This is a genomic window from Streptomyces sp. iso_384 (genome assembly GCF_056172905.1).
On the sequence record NZ_JBWBTT010000001.1, the window covers coordinates 4,295,801 to 4,312,263 of the forward strand.

Here is a 16,463-nt window from a genome sequence, read left to right on the forward strand (position 1 = left end):
CGCCATGAGTCGACTCATCGCCCCCTGCCTCTGAGCAGCCGCGCCCCGAGCGCCTTCACGTCCGAACCACCTCACCGCGGACACTCCGCGACGCCGGGCCCTCGCCTGCCCGCATTCCTCACGGGAGACCCAGAACCTCCATGCCCCATGCTTTCCAGCAGTCCGTCATCACCGAGTTCCGCGCGAACGCGGGGAAGGTCGGCGGCCCCTTCGAGGGCGCCGACCTCCTCCTGCTGACCACCACCGGAGCCCGCTCCGGGAAGCCGCACACCACACCGCTGGGATACGTACGCGACGGCCGCCGGCTGCTCGTCGTCGGCTCCAGCCTCGGCGCACCGCTCCACCCCGACTGGTACCGCAATCTCCTCGCCCACCCCACCGTCCAGGTGGAGCTGGGGGACGAGGAGTTCCCGGCCCTCGCCGTGCCGGCCGAAGGGGCCCGGCGCGACGAGCTGTTCGCCCGGGTGGTGGCCGAAGCGCCCGGCTACGCGGAGTACCAGGCCGCGACCGACCGGGTGCTGCCCGTCGTGGCCCTGGAGCTGCCGGACCCCGACGACACGCCTCGCCCGATCGCCTCGCTCGCCGACAAGCTGATGGAGGTGCACACCTGGCTGCGCGCCCAACTCCTGCATGTACACGCGGAGACGGAGGCGCACTTCGCCGCGCGGGCCGCCCACGGCGGCGCGGGCGAGCCGCCCGCGCCCGGTCTCGGGCTGCAGATCCGGCAGCGCTGCCTGGCGTTCTGCCAGGCGCTGGAGTTCCACCACACGGCCGAGGACGGCCATATGTTCCCCACGATGGAGAGTCATCACCCCCAGCTGGCCGACGTCTTCGAGCGGCTGCGGGAGGAGCACCGCGGCATCGGGGAGCTCCAGTCGGCGCTCGCCGCCCTGCTGGCCGATGCCGCCATCGCGGAGCCGGACCGCTTCCGTGCCGAACTGACCCGGATGACTCAGGAGTTGACGGCCCACCTCGACTACGAGGAGGAGCAGATCCTGCCGCTCCTGGCCGATGTGCCCTGGCCCCCGGCCCCGCCCGCCTCCTGAGCCGTCGGCCGGCTCAGCCCTTCGGGAGGAGCTTCTTCGACTCCAGGTAGGTGCGCGCGACGTCCTCGGGCAGCCGCCGCCAGCTGTCGACCTGCTCGTTCATCGATGCCAGGTCGGCGGTGGTCAGTACGGTGTTGAGCCGGCCGAGGGCGTCGCGCACCCCGGTGCTCCCGGCGCGGGCGCGGTTGACGACGGGGACCACGTAGTCCGCGTTCTGGAGGTTCTTGTCGTCCTCCAGCAGGACCAGGCCGAACTGGTCCAGGGTGGCGTCGGTCGTGGTGGTCAGCACCATCTGGTCCTGGCCGTTCTGCACCGCCTGCTTCGCCTGGGTGGTGCCGACGCCCTTCGGGTCGACGGCGACGACGTCGATGCCGTACGTCGTGCGCAGCCCGGGGGCGCAGTAGGGCCGCTGGACGCATTCGTCGCCCGCCGCCAGCCGTACGGGCAGTTTCGCCGCGCCGACGTCGCTGAGGGTCGTGAGCCCGTGCTTCCTCGCGTACGCGCCGGTGACCGCGAAGGCGTTCTGGTCGACGGCCCGGCCCGGGTCGAGCACGGTCAGCCCGCGCGGGGCGGCCAGGGCGCGGAGCGCCTTCATGGTGGCGGTGAGGTCGGGCGATCCGACGGGCTCCGCATCGGCTCCTTCGGCCTTGGCGTTCAGCCAGTCGGCGAAGGTCGCCGCGTACTCCGCGACGACGTCGATCTGGCCCTTCTCCAGGGCGGGTTCGTAGATCTCCCGGTTGGTGACGGAGATGAGGTCGGCGGAGTATCCGGCGTTCTCCAGGAGCAGGGCGTACATCTGGGCGAGCAGGTCGCTCTCGGTGAATCCGGCCGAGCCGACGGTGAGTTCCCTGCTGTCGCCGGGCGGTGCGGTGACCTCGCCCTGGTTCTCCAGGCTGGGGCCCGTGGTGCAGGCGGTGGCGGCGAGGAGGGCCAGCGCGGCCAGGGCCCGGTGGGCGCGATTCACACGGCCTCCCGTCCGCGCCGGGGTGCGAGGCGCTGCCCCGCCTCGAAGAGGCCTTCGACGAGGAGGGCGAAGACGGCCACGAGGATCGCTCCGGCCACCACCTGCGGGGTGGCGGCGAGGTTGAAGCCGGCGGTGATGATCCGGCCCAGCCCCCCGCCGCCGGCCAGTGCGGCGAGGGTGGCGGTGGCGACCAGCTGCACGGCGGCGATCCGTACGCCGGTGAGGATCAGCGGGAGGGCGAGCGGCAGTTCCACGCCCAGCAGCATCTGGCGGCCGGTCATGCCCATGCCCCGGGCGGCCCGGACGACGTCCCGGTCGACCTCGCGCATGCCGACATAGGCGTTGGTGAGGAGCGGCGGCACGGCGAACAGCACCAGCGCGATGATCGTCGACCACTGGCCGTACGTGCCGACGGGGGTGAGCAGCAGCAGGACCAGCACGGCGAAGGTGGGCACGGCCCGGCCGATGTTGGAGAGGTTGACGGCGAGCGCGCCGCCCTTGCCGAGGTGTCCCAGGACCAGGGCGACGGGCAGGGCGATCAGGCAGCTGATGAGCAGACAGACGACGGTGAGGAAGAGATGTTCGCCGAGCCGGTTCCAGACGCCGTCGGGCCCGGACCAGTGCGCGGCGGTGGTGAGCCAGGACCAGGTGTCCGACAGGGTGCTCATGCCCGCCTCCCGTTCCGGTGCGTGTTCACGCCTGCCTCCGGGTCCAGGGCGTCAGCAGTCGGCCCGCTCCCAGGAGCAGGAGGTCGGCGGCGACGGCGATGACGACGCACAGGACGGAGGCGGTGAGCACCTGGGCCTTGAAGTAGGTGTTCATGCCGGAGTAGATGAGGTTGCCGAGTCCGCCGTGGCCGACGATCGCCCCGACGGTGACCAGCGAGACCGCGGAGACGGTGGCGATGCGCAGCCCGGCCATGGCGGCGGGCAGCGCGAGCGGGAGTTCCACTGCGAGCAGCAGACGCAGCGGCCCGTAGCCCATGCCCCGGGCGGCCTGCCGGGTCTCCTCGGGGACGGCCCGGAGCCCGGCCAGGATGTTGCGGACGAGCAGGGTCAGCGAGTAGAGGACAAGACCCGCGACGACGAGCGCGGCGGAGAGTCCGTACAGCGGCAGCAGCAGCGAGAACATCGCCAGCGACGGGATCGTGTACAGGATCGTCGTCAGCCCGAGCACCGGCCCGGCCGCCCAGCGCCACCGGCGGGCCGCCAGGGCCAGCGGGACGGCGAGCACCAGGGCGACGGCCACCGCGGCGGCCGTCAGCTGGAGGTGTTGCAGCACCGCGTCCACGAGGATCTCGCGACGGCTGGAGAGATAGGCGCCGCAGATCCACTCATTGCGGGCGAGGCAGTCGTCCGGGGGCGCCATCACCTGTTCATTCGAGCGCGGCGGCGGTGCCGTCGCAGGTCAGGAGCGGCCGTTCGGGGTATTCGAGGTACAGCGCGAACAGGAGCTTTCGGCACACTTTCGGGCACGGGAACGGGATCGGAAGCGAGAGCGGAACGACCTGGGCCGTACGAGCAACCCTCCATGGCCCGCTGCCGTCTTGATCAATGACAGGACGGTTCGCCGCGTGTGACGAGCGGCGTCCAACCCCCACATGATCCGGGCCTGCACGACCGGCCGACTATACCCCCCATGTATACACGGAGGGTATAGTCGCCCCGGTGCGGGCCCGGCACCGCGCGGAAGGCACCCATGCAGACCAAGGCACTGGCGCCCGAGTACCAGGGAGCTCTCACCAAGATGTCGGTGAACGCCTCCCTCACCGACGTACTGGCCGAGGGAGTACGCCATCTGAGGCAGGCCGAGCTCTCCGGATCGCAGGAGGAGGTGGCCCGCTCCGGCCTCGCCGTGGCCGAGGCCCACCGCAGGCTCGGGCACGTGGCGGAGGCCGACCGGGCCTGGAAGGCCAGCTACCGGGCCGCGCGGGCGGCCGGGAACACCGGGGCGATGGCCTGGGCGCTGTGGAGCGGCGGCACGCTGGCACGGCAGCGCGGGGCGCTGCGGCTCGCGTTCCGGCTGCTCGGTCTCGCCGCGGAGCTGGGGAAGCGGGGCGGCGATGTGGTCGCCCGCGGCTACTCCCTGGCGGGTCTCGCCGAGACCGGGCGGATCCAGGGCGACTACGCCACCGTCGCGACGCTGCACGAACAGCTGCTGGCCGAGGCGCGCGCCCGGGGCGAGGCCCGGCACACCGTGTGGGCGCTGGAGGGCATCGCGCAGATCCACCGCAACACCGGCTCGCTGGACACGGCGCTGGAGATGTTCGAGGAGGCGGCGGCCCTGGCGGGCGACGCGGACGACCGGCGGGGCCGGGCCTGGGCGCTGCGCGGCATCGCCGACATCGTTTCCCTCCGGGACGGGGCGACCGGACGGGCCCTCGAACTGCTCTCCGAGGCCCAGGTCACCTGCCGCGAGATGAAGCTCTCCAGCGCCCTGGCGTACAACCACAAGATGCGGGCCAACGTGCTGTTCCGGGCCGGGCGGTACGAGGAGGCCCGCGAGGTCTACGAACAGGCGCTCGGCGAGTTCCGCGCGATGGACGAGCCGCGCGGCGAGGCGCTGTCCTCGCTCGGCCTGGTCAAGGCGCGGGCCAGGCTCGGCCGGGACCGCGGGGCCACCGCCGCCGACCTGGACGAACTGCGCGGCAGGCTCAGCCGGATCGGGCTGCTGAACGCCCGGGAGATGGTCGAGAAGGCGTACGCCGAACTCGGCGTGGAACAGCCCGCGGTGGACGGGAGGGGCGACCGCGCATGACGCTCTCCACGACCCGCCGGGCGAGTGCCCCGCAGATACTGGACCGGTGCCGCGAGCTGGTGCGCCCGGCCCTGGTGGAGTCGGTGGGCCGGCTGCACCCCTGGCACGCGGAGACGGCGGCGTTCTCGCTGGGCTGGAGCGGCACCGGCGGCGAGCCGGTGCCCGGATCGCAGGGCAAGGGGGTGCGCCAGGCGCTCGCGGTGCTCGGCGCGGAGGCCGCCGGCGGCAGCGGTTCGGACGCGGTGCTCGGTGCGGTCGCCGTCGAGCTGATCCACACCTTCTCGCTGATCCACGACGACATCATGGACGGCGACGAGACCCGTCGCCGCCGGCCGACGCTCTGGAAGGCGTACGGCACGGGCCCGGCGGTCCTCGCGGGGGACGCCCTTTTCGCGCTGGCCGTCGCCACGCTGGCGGAGGCGCCCGGGCCGGGCGGTCCGGCGGCGGTGCGGCAACTGGCGGTCGCGCTGGGCGATCTGGTGCGTGGTCAGGCGCAGGACCTGCTCTTCGAGTCCCGGCCGTGGACCGGGCCCGGGGCGGTCCTGCCGCACGAGTACCGGTCGATGGCCACCCTCAAGACGGGTTCTCTGCTCGGCTGCGCGGCCGCCCTGGGCGCGGTGCTGGCCGGCGCTCCGGCGGCCACCGCCGAGGCGCTGGACCTGGCGGGGCGGCATGTGGGGGTGGCGTTCCAGGCGGTGGACGATCTGCTCGGGATCTGGGGCGATCCGCAGGTGACCGGCAAGCCGGTGCACAGCGATCTGCGGCGGCTGAAGAAGACCTACCCGGTGCTCGCGGCCCTGTCCGCCGACCACCCGGCGGCCCGACGGCTCGACGCGCTGCTCGCCTCCGCCGGACCGCTCGACGACCGGGCGGCGCGCCGTGCGGCCGAGCTGATCGACGAGGCCGGCGGGCGGCGGGCCACGATCGCCGAGGCGCGGGAGCATCTGGCGGCGGCCCACGCCTGTCTGGACCGGGTGCCGCTGGCCGAGGAGGCACGTACGGACCTGCTGACGCTGATCCCGTATCTCGTGGACCGCACCGGCTGATCTCGTGGACCGCACCACCCCGGCCCGTGGCCGCCCGCCGGAAACCGGTGGGCGGCCACGGGCCGTCGTCCGGCACGATTGGACACTGTTCGGGCTTCGCCCGCGTAGCCGCCGCGACGACGTAAGGACTCCTCCGGCATGACCGCCCGCCCCGCTCCCGTCCAGGCGCTGCTCGTCATCGATGTCCAGTCGGCGTTCGTCGCGGGTGACGCCGCCGTGCCCGACGCGCCCCGGCTGCTGGACCGGGTGACAGATCTGATCGGGCGGGCCCGCCGGGCCGGGGCGCTCGTCGTGCATCTGCAGAACGACGGCCCGGCCGGCGAGCCCGACGAGCCCGGGACGCCCGGGTGGGCGCTGCATCTGCCGGTGCGCACCGGACCGGGCGAGACCGTGATCCGCAAGAGCGAGGACGACGGCTTCGAGGGGACCTCACTGGCGGCCGAGCTGACGGCGGCGGGCGTCCGGTCGCTCGCCGTCTGCGGGGTGATGTCGGAGATGTGCGTGCTCGCCACCGCCCGCCGTGCCCTGGAGCTGGACTACCGGGTCGTCCTGCCGCACGACGCCCACGCCACGTACGACATTCCGGCCGCGCCGGACATCAGCGACGTGGTTCCGGCGGCGATGGCCTCGCGGGTCGCGGAATGGGCGCTGGGAGACGAGGTGGAGGTCGTGGCGCGCGCCGCGGACGTCACTTTCGACATCGCGGACGGCACGACGGACGGCACCACGAGAACGGCGTAATCGGCCGATGGATGGTGATGCCATCCGATGCAGCGATCGGCGGTGTGCGGTAAGGCGGAAAAGGTGACGGTATAACCGGCGCCATGCGTGCGGAGCACTGCCGTCATTCCGTGCGACAGACTCGCGCAAGCCCTTTTGCGACCTGCCGACAAAGGGTTCGCGGCCACGCTCCGGTCTCTCCCGTGGCCACTCGAACGGTCCTCCGGAACGCGTCATCCTCGTGTGGTCGTATGAGCGAGTCACGCGCACGATTTCGCCACATCTCTGCGAAAGTGCAGTTCGGCTTTAGGCCCGGTGGGCCTTACTGACCGGATTGAGCGAAGAGAGCCGTGCGTGCTGCACATGCGTCGTGAAGAAAGACAATTGACGGTCCTTCATTTGGTTCAGCCCGTGGACGGCGGAGTGGCCCGGGTCGTCACCGATCTCGTCAGGGCCCAGGCCGGGTCGGGACTGCGCCCCGTGGTGGCCTGCCCACCCGGGAGTCCGCTGGCTCTCGGGGCGGCGTCGGCGGGCGCCGAGGTCCACGACTGGTCCGTCACCCGTGCCCCCGGGCCCCGGCTGGCCGGTGAGGTCGCCGCCGCGCGACGTATCGTCCGCGCGAGCCGCCCGCACGTGGTCCACGCCCACAGCGCCAAGGCGGGCCTTGCGGGCCGGATCGCGGTGCGCGGCCGGGTTCCCACGGTGTTCCAGCCGCACGCCTGGTCGTTCGAGGCCGTCGGCGGGCGCACCGCCGAACTCGCGCTCGGCTGGGAGCGGTTCGGGGCACGCTGGGCCGATCACATCCTGTGCGTCAGCGAGTCGGAGCGCCGCACCGGCCAGGAGGCGGGCATCGCGGCCCGCTGGTCGGTCATCCACAACGGCATCGACCTCGACCGCTTCCGCCCCGGCGGCCGCACCGGCCGTGCGGAGGCCCGCGCCTCGCTGCCCTTACTGGACGGTGTCGACCGCGACGCCCCGCTGGTCGTCTGTGTCGGCCGGCTGACCCGGCAGAAGGGGCAGGACGTCCTGCTGCGGGCCTGGCGCCGGATGCCGGTGGCCGGGGCCCGGCTGGTCCTGGTGGGCGACGGTCCCGACCGGGGTGCCCTGGAGGAATCGGCCCCGCCGGGCGTGCTGTTCACCGGAGCCTGCGCGGACGTACGGCCGTGGATCCACGCGGCGGACGTCCTCGTACTGCCCTCCCGCTGGGAAGGCATGGCCCTGGCCCCGCTGGAGGCGATGGCCTGCGGCCGGCCCGTCGTGATGACCGACGTGAACGGGGCGCGGGAGAGCCTGCCGCCCGGTCACGAGGACCACTGTCTGGTGCCTCCGGAGGATCCGGCGGCACTGGCCGCGGCGCTGACCGCGCTGCTCGCCGACCCGGAACTGCGCGAGGCGGTGTCCCACCGGGCCCTGCGCCACACCCGGGCGGCCTTCGACGTCCGACGGACCGCGGGGGCGGTTGCCGGTCTCTACCAGGAACTTGTCGGCATGTCCGGCCCCACGACGAGGAAGCGCACCGAGCGATGACGATGGAGAGTGCACCGGTTCCCGGCACCGGCCAGGCGACGGCCGTACAGGCTCACACGGTTCATCCGCCGCGAAGAAGCGGCGGCGGTGCACAGGTGCGGCCCGGTGAGCGCCGGGCCGTCCGGTACGGCCGTTCCGTGCCGCTGCTGTGTGTGGACGCCCTGGCCGCGGCCGTGACGTTCGCCCTGGTCGTCCCGGTCCCCTGGCCGTGGCTGCTGGTGGCCGCGCAGGCGGTGGCGCAGGTGCTGCTCTTCGCCCAACGCGGCCTGTACCGGATGCGCCTGTCCCCCTCGGTCCTCTCCGAACTGCCCGCGCTCACCGGTCTCACCCTCCTGCAGTGGTACGTGACCATGGAGGTGCTGGACGTCTGGGCCCCGCAGCTGGCGATCGGCTGGGCGGTGCTCGCGTACGGGGCCGGTACGCAGACCGCGCTGACCTGCGCGGGACGTGCGGCCGCGTACCGGGCGCGGCGGCGGGCCGCCGTACGCCGCCCCCTGTCCACGCTGGTCGTGGGCCAGGGCCCCTCGGCCCGTCAGGTGACGGCCACCCTGTACGACCACCCCGCGTACGGGCTGCGGCCGGTCGGTCTGGTCGCCTCCCCCGCCGCCGGGGAGGAGAAGCAGACGACGGGCTCCGACACCGTGCCGCTGCCGGTGCTGGGTTCGCCCCAGGAGGTGGGGCGGGCGGTCGTGCAGAACAGCGTGCGGCACGCGGTGTTCACCGCGCCGCCCGAGGCCACCCCGGACGGCGCCGCGCTCTTCAGCCTGCTCACCGGACACGGCTGCCGGGTGTGGCTGGTCACCGGCCCCGGGGCGGTCGCGGCTCCTCCGGCGGGAGGCCGCCCCGATCATCTGTGGGGCTTCACCGCCCAGCCCCTGCACGACGGAACCGACCGTCCGCTCGGCCACGGGGTGAAGCGGGCGATGGACGCCGTCCTGGCCGCGGTCGGACTGCTGCTGGCGGCCCCGGTGATGGCGGCGTGCGCCCTGGCCGTGCGGCTCTCCGACGGGCCGGGCGTGATCTTCCGGCAGGAGCGCGTCGGCCGGCACGGTCGTCCTTTCGTCCTGCTGAAGTTCCGTACGCTGCGGCCCGCCGACGTCCAGGAGTCGGCGACCCGCTGGAACGTCGCGTCCGACGGGCGGATGAGCCGGGTCGGCCGGGTGCTGCGCCGGACCTCCCTCGATGAGCTGCCGCAGCTGTGGAACGTCCTGCGCGGCGATATGAGCATGGTCGGGCCCCGTCCCGAACGCCCCTTCTTCGTGGCGCAGTTCAGCCGCGCCCACCCCGGATACCAGGCCCGCCACCGGATGCCGGTCGGCATCACGGGGCTGGCCCAGGTGAACGGGTTGCGGGGCGACACCTCGATCGAGGAGCGGGCCCGCTTCGACAACCGCTACATCGAGACCTGGTCGCTGTGGCAGGACGCGTGCGTGCTGGCGCGGACCGCCGGTTCCCTGTTCCGGCTCGGAGGCAGCTGACCATGGCCGCTGTCCTCACCCAGCCCGCTCCGGCGCCGTCGGCAGCGCCCCGTACCGTCTCCCGCCCCCGGCGAAGCGGTTGGCGGAGCCGGTGGCCGCTGCTGCCGCTGGTCGCGACCGTTCTGCTGCCCGCCCTGCCCCACGGATTCTCCGGCGGGGGCGGCGGCCCGGCGGTCGGACCGGCCGACCTGGCCTCGGGGATCGCGGTGCTCCTGTGCGTGGGGCGGCTGCTGTATCTGCGCCGACGCCCGCTCAGCGCCGCCGCCGCGCTGGTCCTGGGCCTGCCCGTGGTGGGCTTCGCGGTGGCCACGGTCACGGCGGCGGACCCGGCCGCCGCCCTGCCGGGGCTCGTCCGCTATCTCCAGGTCTTCGTCCTCGTACCGGTCGCGGTGTTCCTGCTGATCGAGGACGCGTACGGGTTCCGGGTCGTCGCCGGTTCGCTGGTGCTGCTGGCGGTCGTCCAGGGTGTCACGGGCGTCCATCAGTACGTCACCGGGACCGGCGCGTCCTACATGGGCGAGGACATCCGGGCGGTCGGCACCTTCGGCCCCAGCGACATCATGGGCATGGCGACCGTCGTCGCCTACGGGCTGCTCGCCACCACCGCCTGCGCCCTCCGCACGCCCGGCGGCGCCCCGTCCTGGCTGCGGCCGGCCGCCGCCGTCCTCGCCGTCGCGCTGATCGTGCCCCTGACGCTGTCGTTCAGCCGGGGCGTGTGGATCGCCACGGCCGCCGCGGTCCTGGTCGCCCTGGCGCTGGCCGGGCGGCGGCAGGCGCTGACGTCGCTGGCCGTGCTGGGCGCGGCCGGGGTGGTGGTGGTCGGCGGGTTCGGCATCGGCTCCGAGATGATCGCGGACCGGGCCGCCAGCGTGACCCGGGTGACCAGCACCCCGGACCGTTCGGTCAGCGACCGCTACGCGATGTGGAGTGCGGCGGGCGCGATGTGGCGCGAGCGCCCCGCCGCCGGGGTCGGCCTCAAGGGCTTCCCCGACCACCGCGACGGACACGCCTCCATCGGGCTCTCCTCCGGCAGCGACACCGCCGGGGCGGGCCAGGAGTTCCGCCGGCAGGCCCTGCTGTCCCCGCACAACATGTATCTCCTGGTCCTCGGCGAACAGGGTCTCGTCGGGCTGACCGCGCTCGTCGGCAGCTGGGCGGCGATCCTGGTCGGCTCGATCCGTCGGCTGCGCCTCGCCCGCTCGCGCGGACACGCGGCCATGGACTGCGGCCTGGTGGCGGTCGCCCTGATGACCTGGCAGAGCGTCAACTTCCTGTACGCGGACATCGGCGGGCCCACCACGGTACTGAGCGGGGTCGTGCTGGGGCTGGCGGCCTGGTGGGCGCTGGCCGAGCCGGACCGGGTGAACGCCGCATGACCGAGACCGGTACGGGCACGGAGACCGGGGCGCGTCCGGCGGACCCGGCGGCGGGCCCGGCCTCCGCCCCGGCCCCGCCGCTGCTCCCGGCCCCGGGGGCAGGCCCGGAAGGGCCCGGCTCGCCGGAGACGGCCGGCGGCGAGGCTCCCCGGCTCGGGTCCTTCCTCGCCCGCGCGGCGGCAGGCACGGCTGTGCTGACCGTGCTGGCGGCCGTCCTCGGTCTGGTGCGGGACCAGGCCATCGCCCGGTACTTCGGGGCGAGTGACGCCAGCGACGCGTTCCTGATCGCCTGGACCGTGCCCGAGATGGCGGCGACGCTGCTGATCGAGGACGGGATGGCGCTCCTCCTCGTCCCGGCGTTCAGCCTGGCCCTCACCCGTCGCGCCTCCGGCGAGGCGGAGGGAGGCGCCGACCCCGTACGGAAACTGGTGGCGGCCACGTTCCCCCGGCTGTTCCTGCTGCTCTCCGGCGGCGCGGCGCTGCTGATCGCGGGCGCGCCGTGGGTCGTGGGAGTGCTGGCCCCGGGGCTCGCCGATCCCCGTCTCGCGGTGGACTGCACACGGCTGACCGCGGTCACCGTCCTCACCTTCGGGATCACCGGCTATTTCAGCGCCGCGCTGCGCGCACACGGCAGCTTCCTGCCGCCCGCCGGGGTCTATGTCGCGTACAACCTCGGCATCATCGGGATGACGCTGGCCCTGCACTCCGTGTGGGGGGTGCGGGCCGCGGCGGTGGGGGTCGCGGTCGGCAGCGCGCTGATGATCCTGACCCAACTGCCGATGTTCCTGCGGCTGGTGCCGCCGGCGCGGCCCCGGCTGCCGCGGTTCGGGCGGCCGGTGCGGCGGGCCGCGCGGACCGCTCCGCTGCTGGGGTTCGCGGTGCTGGCGCCGGTGGTCGTGTTCGTGGTGAGCCGTCAGTCCCAGGTCCTGGTGGAACGGTTCCTGGCCTCCACCCTCCCGGCGGGCGCGATCTCGCATCTGAACTACGCGCAGAAGGTCGCGCAGATGCCGATGGTGCTGTCGCTGATGATCTGCACCGTGACCTTCCCGGTGGTCGCGCAGGCCATGGCCGCCGGGGACCGGGAGAAGGCCCGGCTGCGGGTGGAGCGGGACCTGGCGCTGGCCGGGATGGTGGTGCTGCTCGGCACGGCGGTGGTCCTCGGTTACGCGCCCCAGATCATCGAAGTGCTCTTCCAGCGCGGCGCGTTCGGCGTCGCCGACACCGACTCCACCGCGCAGGTGATGCGGGTGTACGCGCTCGGACTGCTGGGGCACTGCCTGGTCGGCGCGCTGAGCCGGCCGTTCTTCTCGTCCGGGCGGCCCACCTGGTTCCCGGCGTTCGCGATGGGCACCGGACTGCTGGTCACCATGGGGGCCGGGTACGCGCTGACGTACCGCTTCGGCGTGGACGGCATCGCGACCGCCAACGCGATCGGGATCAGCACGACGGCGCTGCTGCTCCTCATGGGCCTCGGCACCCGGGTGGTGCCGATCCGGACGCGGGCCGTGGCGCTCTCGCTGGGCCGGCTCACCGGGGCGTCGCTGGCGGCGGGCGCGGCCGGGTGGGCGTGCGCGCCGCTCGTCGCCGACCCGGTGCTGAGCCTGGCCGCCGGATGTCTCCTCGTCCCCTCCGTGTTCTTCCTGTCCGGGCTGGCCCTGCGCTCGCCCGAGGTCGTTTCCCTGCTGGCACTCACCCGACGGAGGTTCCTTGATGGCCGCTGAATCCTCGGCACGTTGCGCCGACGCTCCCTCGTCCCGGCTCCGCCCGCACACCCGCCGTCAGCCGTGGATCCTCACGTACCACTCGGTGACGGACCCGAGCGACGATCCGTACGGCATCACCGTCTCCCCCGAGCGCCTCGACGAGCAGCTGTCCTGGCTGCGCAGCCGGCGGCTGACCGGGGTGGGGGTGTCGGAGCTGCTGCGCGCGGGGGCGTCCGGGCGGCGCGGGCTGGTCGGGCTGACCTTCGACGACGGGTACGCGGACTTCCTCGGCGAGGCGCTCGAGGTGCTGCGCAAGCACGGCTGCCGGGCGACGGTCTTCGTCCTCCCGGGCCGGCCGGGCGGGGTCAACGAGTGGGATCCGCTGGGCCCGCGCAAGCCGCTGCTCACCCACGAGGACGTCCGGCGGGTGGCCGCCGCGGGCATGGAGGTCGGCTCGCACGGCCTGTATCACCAGGACCTGACGGCGCTCTCGGACAAGGAGCTGCGCCGGGAGACGGCCGACAGCCGGGAGCTGATCGGCAAGCTCACCGGCTCGCTCCCGGAGGGCTTCTGCTACCCGTACGGCATCCTCGACCGCCGGGTCACCGAGGCCGCGCGCACGGCGGGTTACGGCTACGCGTGCGCGCTGGCCCCGGGCCCGCTGCTCAGCCGGTTCGCCCTCCCCCGCACCCACATCAGCCAGGCGGACCGGGGGGTCCGGCTGTGGGCGAAGGATCTGCGGCACGGGCTGCGGCAGGTCGCCGCGCCCGCCGCCGGCTCGCGGGCCGCCGGTCCGGTGCGGGCGGGCGGTCCGCGGTGAGGGCGCTGCACGTCATCACCGGACTCGGGGTCGGCGGCGCCGAGCGGCAGTTGCGGCTGCTGCTGCGTCATCTGCCGGTGGAGTGCGAGGTCGTGACGCTCACCAACCCGGGGGCGGTGGCCGAGGAGCTGCGGTCCGACGGGATCCGGGTGACACATCTGGGGATGCGCGGCAACCGGGACCTCTCGGCCGTCGGCAGGCTCGCCCGGCTGATCCGGGACGGCCGCTACGACCTGGTCCACACGCATCTCTACCGGGCCTGTGTGTACGGCAGGATCGCGGCCCGGCTCGCCGGGACCCGGGCCACCGTCGCGACCGAACACTCCCTGGGGCGGGCCGAGATCGAGGGCCGTCCGCTCACCCGGTCCATCCGCGCCCTCTACCTCTCCACCGAACGGCTCGGCGCGGCGACCGTCGCCGTCTCCTCCACCGTGGCCGGCCGGCTGCGGGACTGGGGGGTGCCCGCCGACCGGATCCGGCTGGTGCCCAACGGCATCGACGCGGACCGGTTCCGCTTCGACGGGGAGCGGCGGACCTCGGTACGCGCGGCGCTGGGCATCCCCCAGGACGCGTTCGTCGTCGGCGGGGTCGGCCGGCTGGTGCCGGGCAAGCGGTTCGACGTGCTGATCCGCGCGGTCGCCGCGCTGCCGGAGGCTCGCCTGCTGCTGGCCGGGGACGGTCCGGAGGCCGGGGCGCTGCGCGCGCTGGCCCTGCGTCTGGGGGCCGTGGACCGGATCCGGTTCCTCGGGGAGTGCGACGAGGACGGGGACGGTCCGGTTCCGGGGGTGCCGGCACTGCTGAGCGCCCTGGACGTCTTCGTCTCCACGTCCCGCGAGGAGTCCTTCGGTCTTGCCGCCGTGGAGGCGCTCGCCGCGGGGCTGCCCGTCCTGCACGACGCCTGCCCCGCCATCGACGACCTGCCCGCCGCCCATGCCCCGGGCGCCACCCGGATCGCCGGGAGCCCCGAGGAGCTGACGGCCCGGCTGCGGCAGCGGATACAGGCCCGTACGGACCGGCGGCCGCCGCCCCGGGCCGTCGGCCACTACGACATCAGACGCAGCAGCGAGCGCCTGATGGACGTGTACGCATACGCCCTCGACACCGCCCCACCGAACCGGAGAGCCCTTTCATGACCGAGTCACCCGAGCAGCAGCGACCCGCCGTCGTCCATCGGCTGCGCACCGCCCTCACCCGGCTGCCGCACTGGTGGCCGCTGCCCGTCTGCGTGCTGATCGGCACCGCGTCCGGGCTCTCGTACGGTGCGTTCGCCGCGCCGCAGTACGAGGCCACCAGCTATGCGATGGCGGTCGCCGAAGGGGAGACGGATCCCTCGGCGGCGCTGGGGTACGCCCAGTCGTACGGGCGGCTGACCACGAGCGACGCGACGCTCTCGTACGCCCAGGGCGCGGCGGGCGAGCCGGTGCGCGAACTGCGGTCCCACGTGACGTCGGAGACCTCGCCCGACTCGCCGATGATCGCGGTGACGGGCACTTCCGAGGACCGGCACAGGGCGGCCGACATCGCGAACGCGGTCATCGAGGCCGTCATCGTGAGCAGCGGCCATGTCTCCAAGGACACCGGGGTGAAGCTGATCAAGTTCACCCATGCGATGACGCCGGACCGGCCGGTCTCGCCGTCGATGCCGCTGGGCACCGCCGTGGGGGCTGCGGCGGGCGGTCTGCTGGGCGGACTCGTGCTGCTGGTCCGGCCGCGCCGGGCGGGCTGGAGCGTCTCGGCGCAGGTGCCGGGGCCGACGGCCGAGGGCGGCAACGTCGCCCAGGACGAACGGGAGCTCGTCCGATGACGGGCCTCCGGGCGGGCGGCCTCGCCGTGACGCTGTGCCGGGACTTCCGGGAGTTCGGCGCGCTCGCCGGGGAGTGGGACGCCCTGCACCGCCGGTGCGCCACCGCCACCCCGTTCCAGAGCCACGCCTGGCTCCACTCGTGGTGGATCTCCTACGGCCAGGAGGGCCGGCTGCGCGTGCTGCTGGTGCGCCGGGCGGGGCGGCTGATCGGGGCGGCGCCGCTGATGCTGGTGCACCGTCCGATGCCGCTGCTCGTACCCATGGGCGGGGCCATCTCCGACTTCTTCGACATCCTGCTGGACGAGGAGGAGGCCGGGTACGCGGTGGGGGCGCTGGGGCGCGGTCTGGACCGGGCCGCCCGGCACACCGTGGTGGACCTGCGGGAGGTCCGGCCTGACGCGTCGGCGCAGTTGCTGTTCGGGCGGTGGCCGGGAGCCCGGAGCCGGCTCACGGACTCGACGTGCATGGAGCTTCCGGCCGAGCCGCTGGGCGATCTCGTGGCGCGGCTGACGGGTTCGCGGGGGCAGCGGCTGCGCTCGAAGCTGCGCAAGGTCGAGGCGCTGGGCGTCGAGGCGCACCGGATCCCGCAGGACGGGGTGCCGGCGGCGGTCGGCACGCTGTTGCGGCTGCACGAGAGGCAGTGGGAGGGCCGGGGCGTCAATCCCGAGCATCTGCGGGCCCGGTTCTCGGACCATCTGGTCCGGTCGGTGGGGCGGATGGTGGCGGACGGCACGGCGGCGATGACCGAGTTCCGGCTGAACGGCGAGGTGGTGGCGGCCAACCTGTCGTTGCAGTCCGGGCATCTGACGGGCGGCTATCTGTACGGCGCGGATCCGGCGCTGCGCGAACGGAAGGTCGATGTGTCGACGATGCTGCTGCGCGAGGTGGCCCAGCAGGCCTCGGACGCCGGGCGCGAGGTGCTGAGTCTGCTGCGCGGTGCGGAGAGCTACAAGAACCACTGGGAGCCGGTGCCGGTGGTCAACCAGCGGCTGCTGCTGGCCCGTCCGGGTCTGGAGCCGCTGCTGCGGCTGCGCGAGTCGCAGGTGGCGGTGCGGGAGCGGGCGGTGGAGACGGTGAAGGCCCGTTTCCCGGCGGCACGGGACTGGCACGAGCGGCTGACGGGACTTCCGGTGATCGGTCGCTGACGCGTCGGGCGTACGCCGGACAGGGGCGTCGGAGATATCGCCTATGAGCTGATCCGTTACCGTACGGCGTCTTTCGC

The 16,463-nt window shown here is 73.8% G+C and carries 15 protein-coding genes; 12 read left to right on the forward strand and 3 right to left on the reverse strand.

Translation table 11 applies throughout. The features are described from left to right. Positions 1-140: 140 nt before the first annotated feature. Positions 141-1,046 (forward strand): nitroreductase/quinone reductase family protein, encoded by a 906-nt coding sequence (locus tag AC0VY3_RS19255; RefSeq protein WP_103510653.1) that lies wholly within the window; start codon positions 141-143, stop codon positions 1,044-1,046. Positions 1,047-1,059: 13 nt separating this feature from the next. Here the strand turns inward: AC0VY3_RS19255 and AC0VY3_RS19260 are convergent, their stop codons facing one another. Genes AC0VY3_RS19260 through AC0VY3_RS19270 form a run of 3 tightly spaced genes read right to left on the reverse strand, consistent with a single transcriptional unit; the run spans position 1,060 to position 3,381 of the window. Beyond that, a complete protein-coding gene (locus AC0VY3_RS19260; RefSeq protein ID WP_103510652.1) occupies positions 1,060-2,010 on the reverse strand; it encodes an ABC transporter substrate-binding protein in 951 nt (316 codons plus the stop codon). After that, entirely contained in the window at positions 2,007-2,678 is a 672-nt protein-coding gene (locus AC0VY3_RS19265) for an ABC transporter permease (RefSeq protein ID WP_103510651.1), read from the reverse strand. The genes AC0VY3_RS19260 and AC0VY3_RS19265 overlap by 4 nt, the downstream gene beginning before the upstream one ends. Positions 2,679-2,703: 25 nt before the next feature. Continuing rightward, positions 2,704-3,381, reverse strand: coding sequence for an ABC transporter permease (locus AC0VY3_RS19270; RefSeq protein WP_103510650.1), 678 nt, complete (start codon positions 3,379-3,381; stop codon positions 2,704-2,706). A gap of 327 nt (positions 3,382-3,708) precedes the next feature. On the opposite strand from AC0VY3_RS19270, the gene AC0VY3_RS19275 reads away from it, so the two are divergent. The 11 genes from AC0VY3_RS19275 to AC0VY3_RS19325 all read left to right on the forward strand — a co-directional run bounded on the left by AC0VY3_RS19275 (position 3,709) and on the right by AC0VY3_RS19325 (position 16,386). After that, positions 3,709-4,767, forward strand: a complete 1,059-nt coding sequence (locus AC0VY3_RS19275) for a tetratricopeptide repeat protein (RefSeq protein ID WP_103510649.1) — start codon at positions 3,709-3,711, stop codon at positions 4,765-4,767. Beyond that, entirely contained in the window at positions 4,764-5,813 is a 1,050-nt protein-coding gene (locus AC0VY3_RS19280; RefSeq protein ID WP_103510648.1) for a polyprenyl synthetase family protein, read from the forward strand. Before AC0VY3_RS19275 ends, AC0VY3_RS19280 begins: the two co-directional genes overlap by 4 nt. A 138-nt stretch (positions 5,814-5,951) precedes the next feature. Next, the gene (locus AC0VY3_RS19285; protein WP_103510647.1) at positions 5,952-6,554 is read left to right on the forward strand and encodes a cysteine hydrolase family protein; all 603 of its coding nucleotides are present in this window, start codon (positions 5,952-5,954) and stop codon (positions 6,552-6,554) included. Between the two features lie 342 nt (positions 6,555-6,896). Further along, a complete protein-coding gene (locus AC0VY3_RS19290) occupies positions 6,897-8,060 on the forward strand; it encodes a glycosyltransferase (RefSeq protein WP_103510667.1) in 1,164 nt (387 codons plus the stop codon). Beyond that, complete coding sequence (locus AC0VY3_RS19295) at positions 8,057-9,538, forward strand: sugar transferase (protein ID WP_475550129.1); 1,482 nt, start codon at positions 8,057-8,059, stop codon at positions 9,536-9,538. Before AC0VY3_RS19290 ends, AC0VY3_RS19295 begins: the two co-directional genes overlap by 4 nt. A gap of 2 nt (positions 9,539-9,540) precedes the next feature. Then, complete coding sequence (locus AC0VY3_RS19300; RefSeq protein WP_475550130.1) at positions 9,541-10,914, forward strand: O-antigen ligase family protein; 1,374 nt, start codon at positions 9,541-9,543, stop codon at positions 10,912-10,914. Continuing rightward, the gene (murJ, locus tag AC0VY3_RS19305; RefSeq protein WP_103510645.1) at positions 10,911-12,635 is read left to right on the forward strand and encodes a murein biosynthesis integral membrane protein MurJ; all 1,725 of its coding nucleotides are present in this window, start codon (positions 10,911-10,913) and stop codon (positions 12,633-12,635) included. Before AC0VY3_RS19300 ends, murJ begins: the two co-directional genes overlap by 4 nt. Then, positions 12,625-13,437 carry a polysaccharide deacetylase family protein gene (locus AC0VY3_RS19310; RefSeq protein WP_103510644.1) on the forward strand — a complete coding sequence of 271 codons (813 nt, stop codon included), beginning with the start codon at positions 12,625-12,627 and terminating at the stop codon, positions 13,435-13,437. Before murJ ends, AC0VY3_RS19310 begins: the two co-directional genes overlap by 11 nt. Next, positions 13,434-14,570: a glycosyltransferase gene (locus tag AC0VY3_RS19315; RefSeq protein WP_103510643.1), complete on the forward strand. Its 1,137-nt coding sequence runs from the start codon at positions 13,434-13,436 to the stop codon at positions 14,568-14,570. The genes AC0VY3_RS19310 and AC0VY3_RS19315 overlap by 4 nt, the downstream gene beginning before the upstream one ends. Continuing rightward, the gene (locus AC0VY3_RS19320; RefSeq protein WP_103510642.1) at positions 14,567-15,241 is read left to right on the forward strand and encodes a YveK family protein; all 675 of its coding nucleotides are present in this window, start codon (positions 14,567-14,569) and stop codon (positions 15,239-15,241) included. The genes AC0VY3_RS19315 and AC0VY3_RS19320 overlap by 4 nt, the downstream gene beginning before the upstream one ends. Continuing rightward, a complete protein-coding gene (locus tag AC0VY3_RS19325; RefSeq protein ID WP_103510641.1) occupies positions 15,238-16,386 on the forward strand; it encodes a GNAT family N-acetyltransferase in 1,149 nt (382 codons plus the stop codon). The genes AC0VY3_RS19320 and AC0VY3_RS19325 overlap by 4 nt, the downstream gene beginning before the upstream one ends. Positions 16,387-16,463: the final 77 nt, after the last annotated feature.

Bases quoted from the DNA above. Each gene is read 5' to 3' on its own strand.
- AC0VY3_RS19280 (WP_103510648.1), top strand. From the start codon at position 4,764: ATGACGCTCTCCACGACCCGCCGGGCGAGTGCCCCGCAGATACTGGAC.
- AC0VY3_RS19285 (WP_103510647.1), top strand. From the start codon at position 5,952: ATGACCGCCCGCCCCGCTCCCGTCCAGGCGCTGCTCGTCATCGATGTC.
- AC0VY3_RS19290 (WP_103510667.1), top strand. From the start codon at position 6,897: ATGCGTCGTGAAGAAAGACAATTGACGGTCCTTCATTTGGTTCAGCCC.
- AC0VY3_RS19295 (WP_475550129.1), top strand. From the start codon at position 8,057: ATGACGATGGAGAGTGCACCGGTTCCCGGCACCGGCCAGGCGACGGCC.
- AC0VY3_RS19325 (WP_103510641.1), top strand. From the start codon at position 15,238: ATGACGGGCCTCCGGGCGGGCGGCCTCGCCGTGACGCTGTGCCGGGAC.
- AC0VY3_RS19300 (WP_475550130.1), top strand. From the start codon at position 9,541: ATGGCCGCTGTCCTCACCCAGCCCGCTCCGGCGCCGTCGGCAGCGCCC.
- AC0VY3_RS19310 (WP_103510644.1), top strand. From the start codon at position 12,625: ATGGCCGCTGAATCCTCGGCACGTTGCGCCGACGCTCCCTCGTCCCGG.
- AC0VY3_RS19320 (WP_103510642.1), top strand. From the start codon at position 14,567: ATGACCGAGTCACCCGAGCAGCAGCGACCCGCCGTCGTCCATCGGCTG.
- AC0VY3_RS19275 (WP_103510649.1), top strand. From the start codon at position 3,709: ATGCAGACCAAGGCACTGGCGCCCGAGTACCAGGGAGCTCTCACCAAG.
- murJ (WP_103510645.1), top strand. From the start codon at position 10,911: ATGACCGAGACCGGTACGGGCACGGAGACCGGGGCGCGTCCGGCGGAC.
- AC0VY3_RS19255 (WP_103510653.1), top strand. From the start codon at position 141: ATGCCCCATGCTTTCCAGCAGTCCGTCATCACCGAGTTCCGCGCGAAC.
- AC0VY3_RS19265 (WP_103510651.1), bottom strand. From the start codon at position 2,678: ATGAGCACCCTGTCGGACACCTGGTCCTGGCTCACCACCGCCGCGCAC.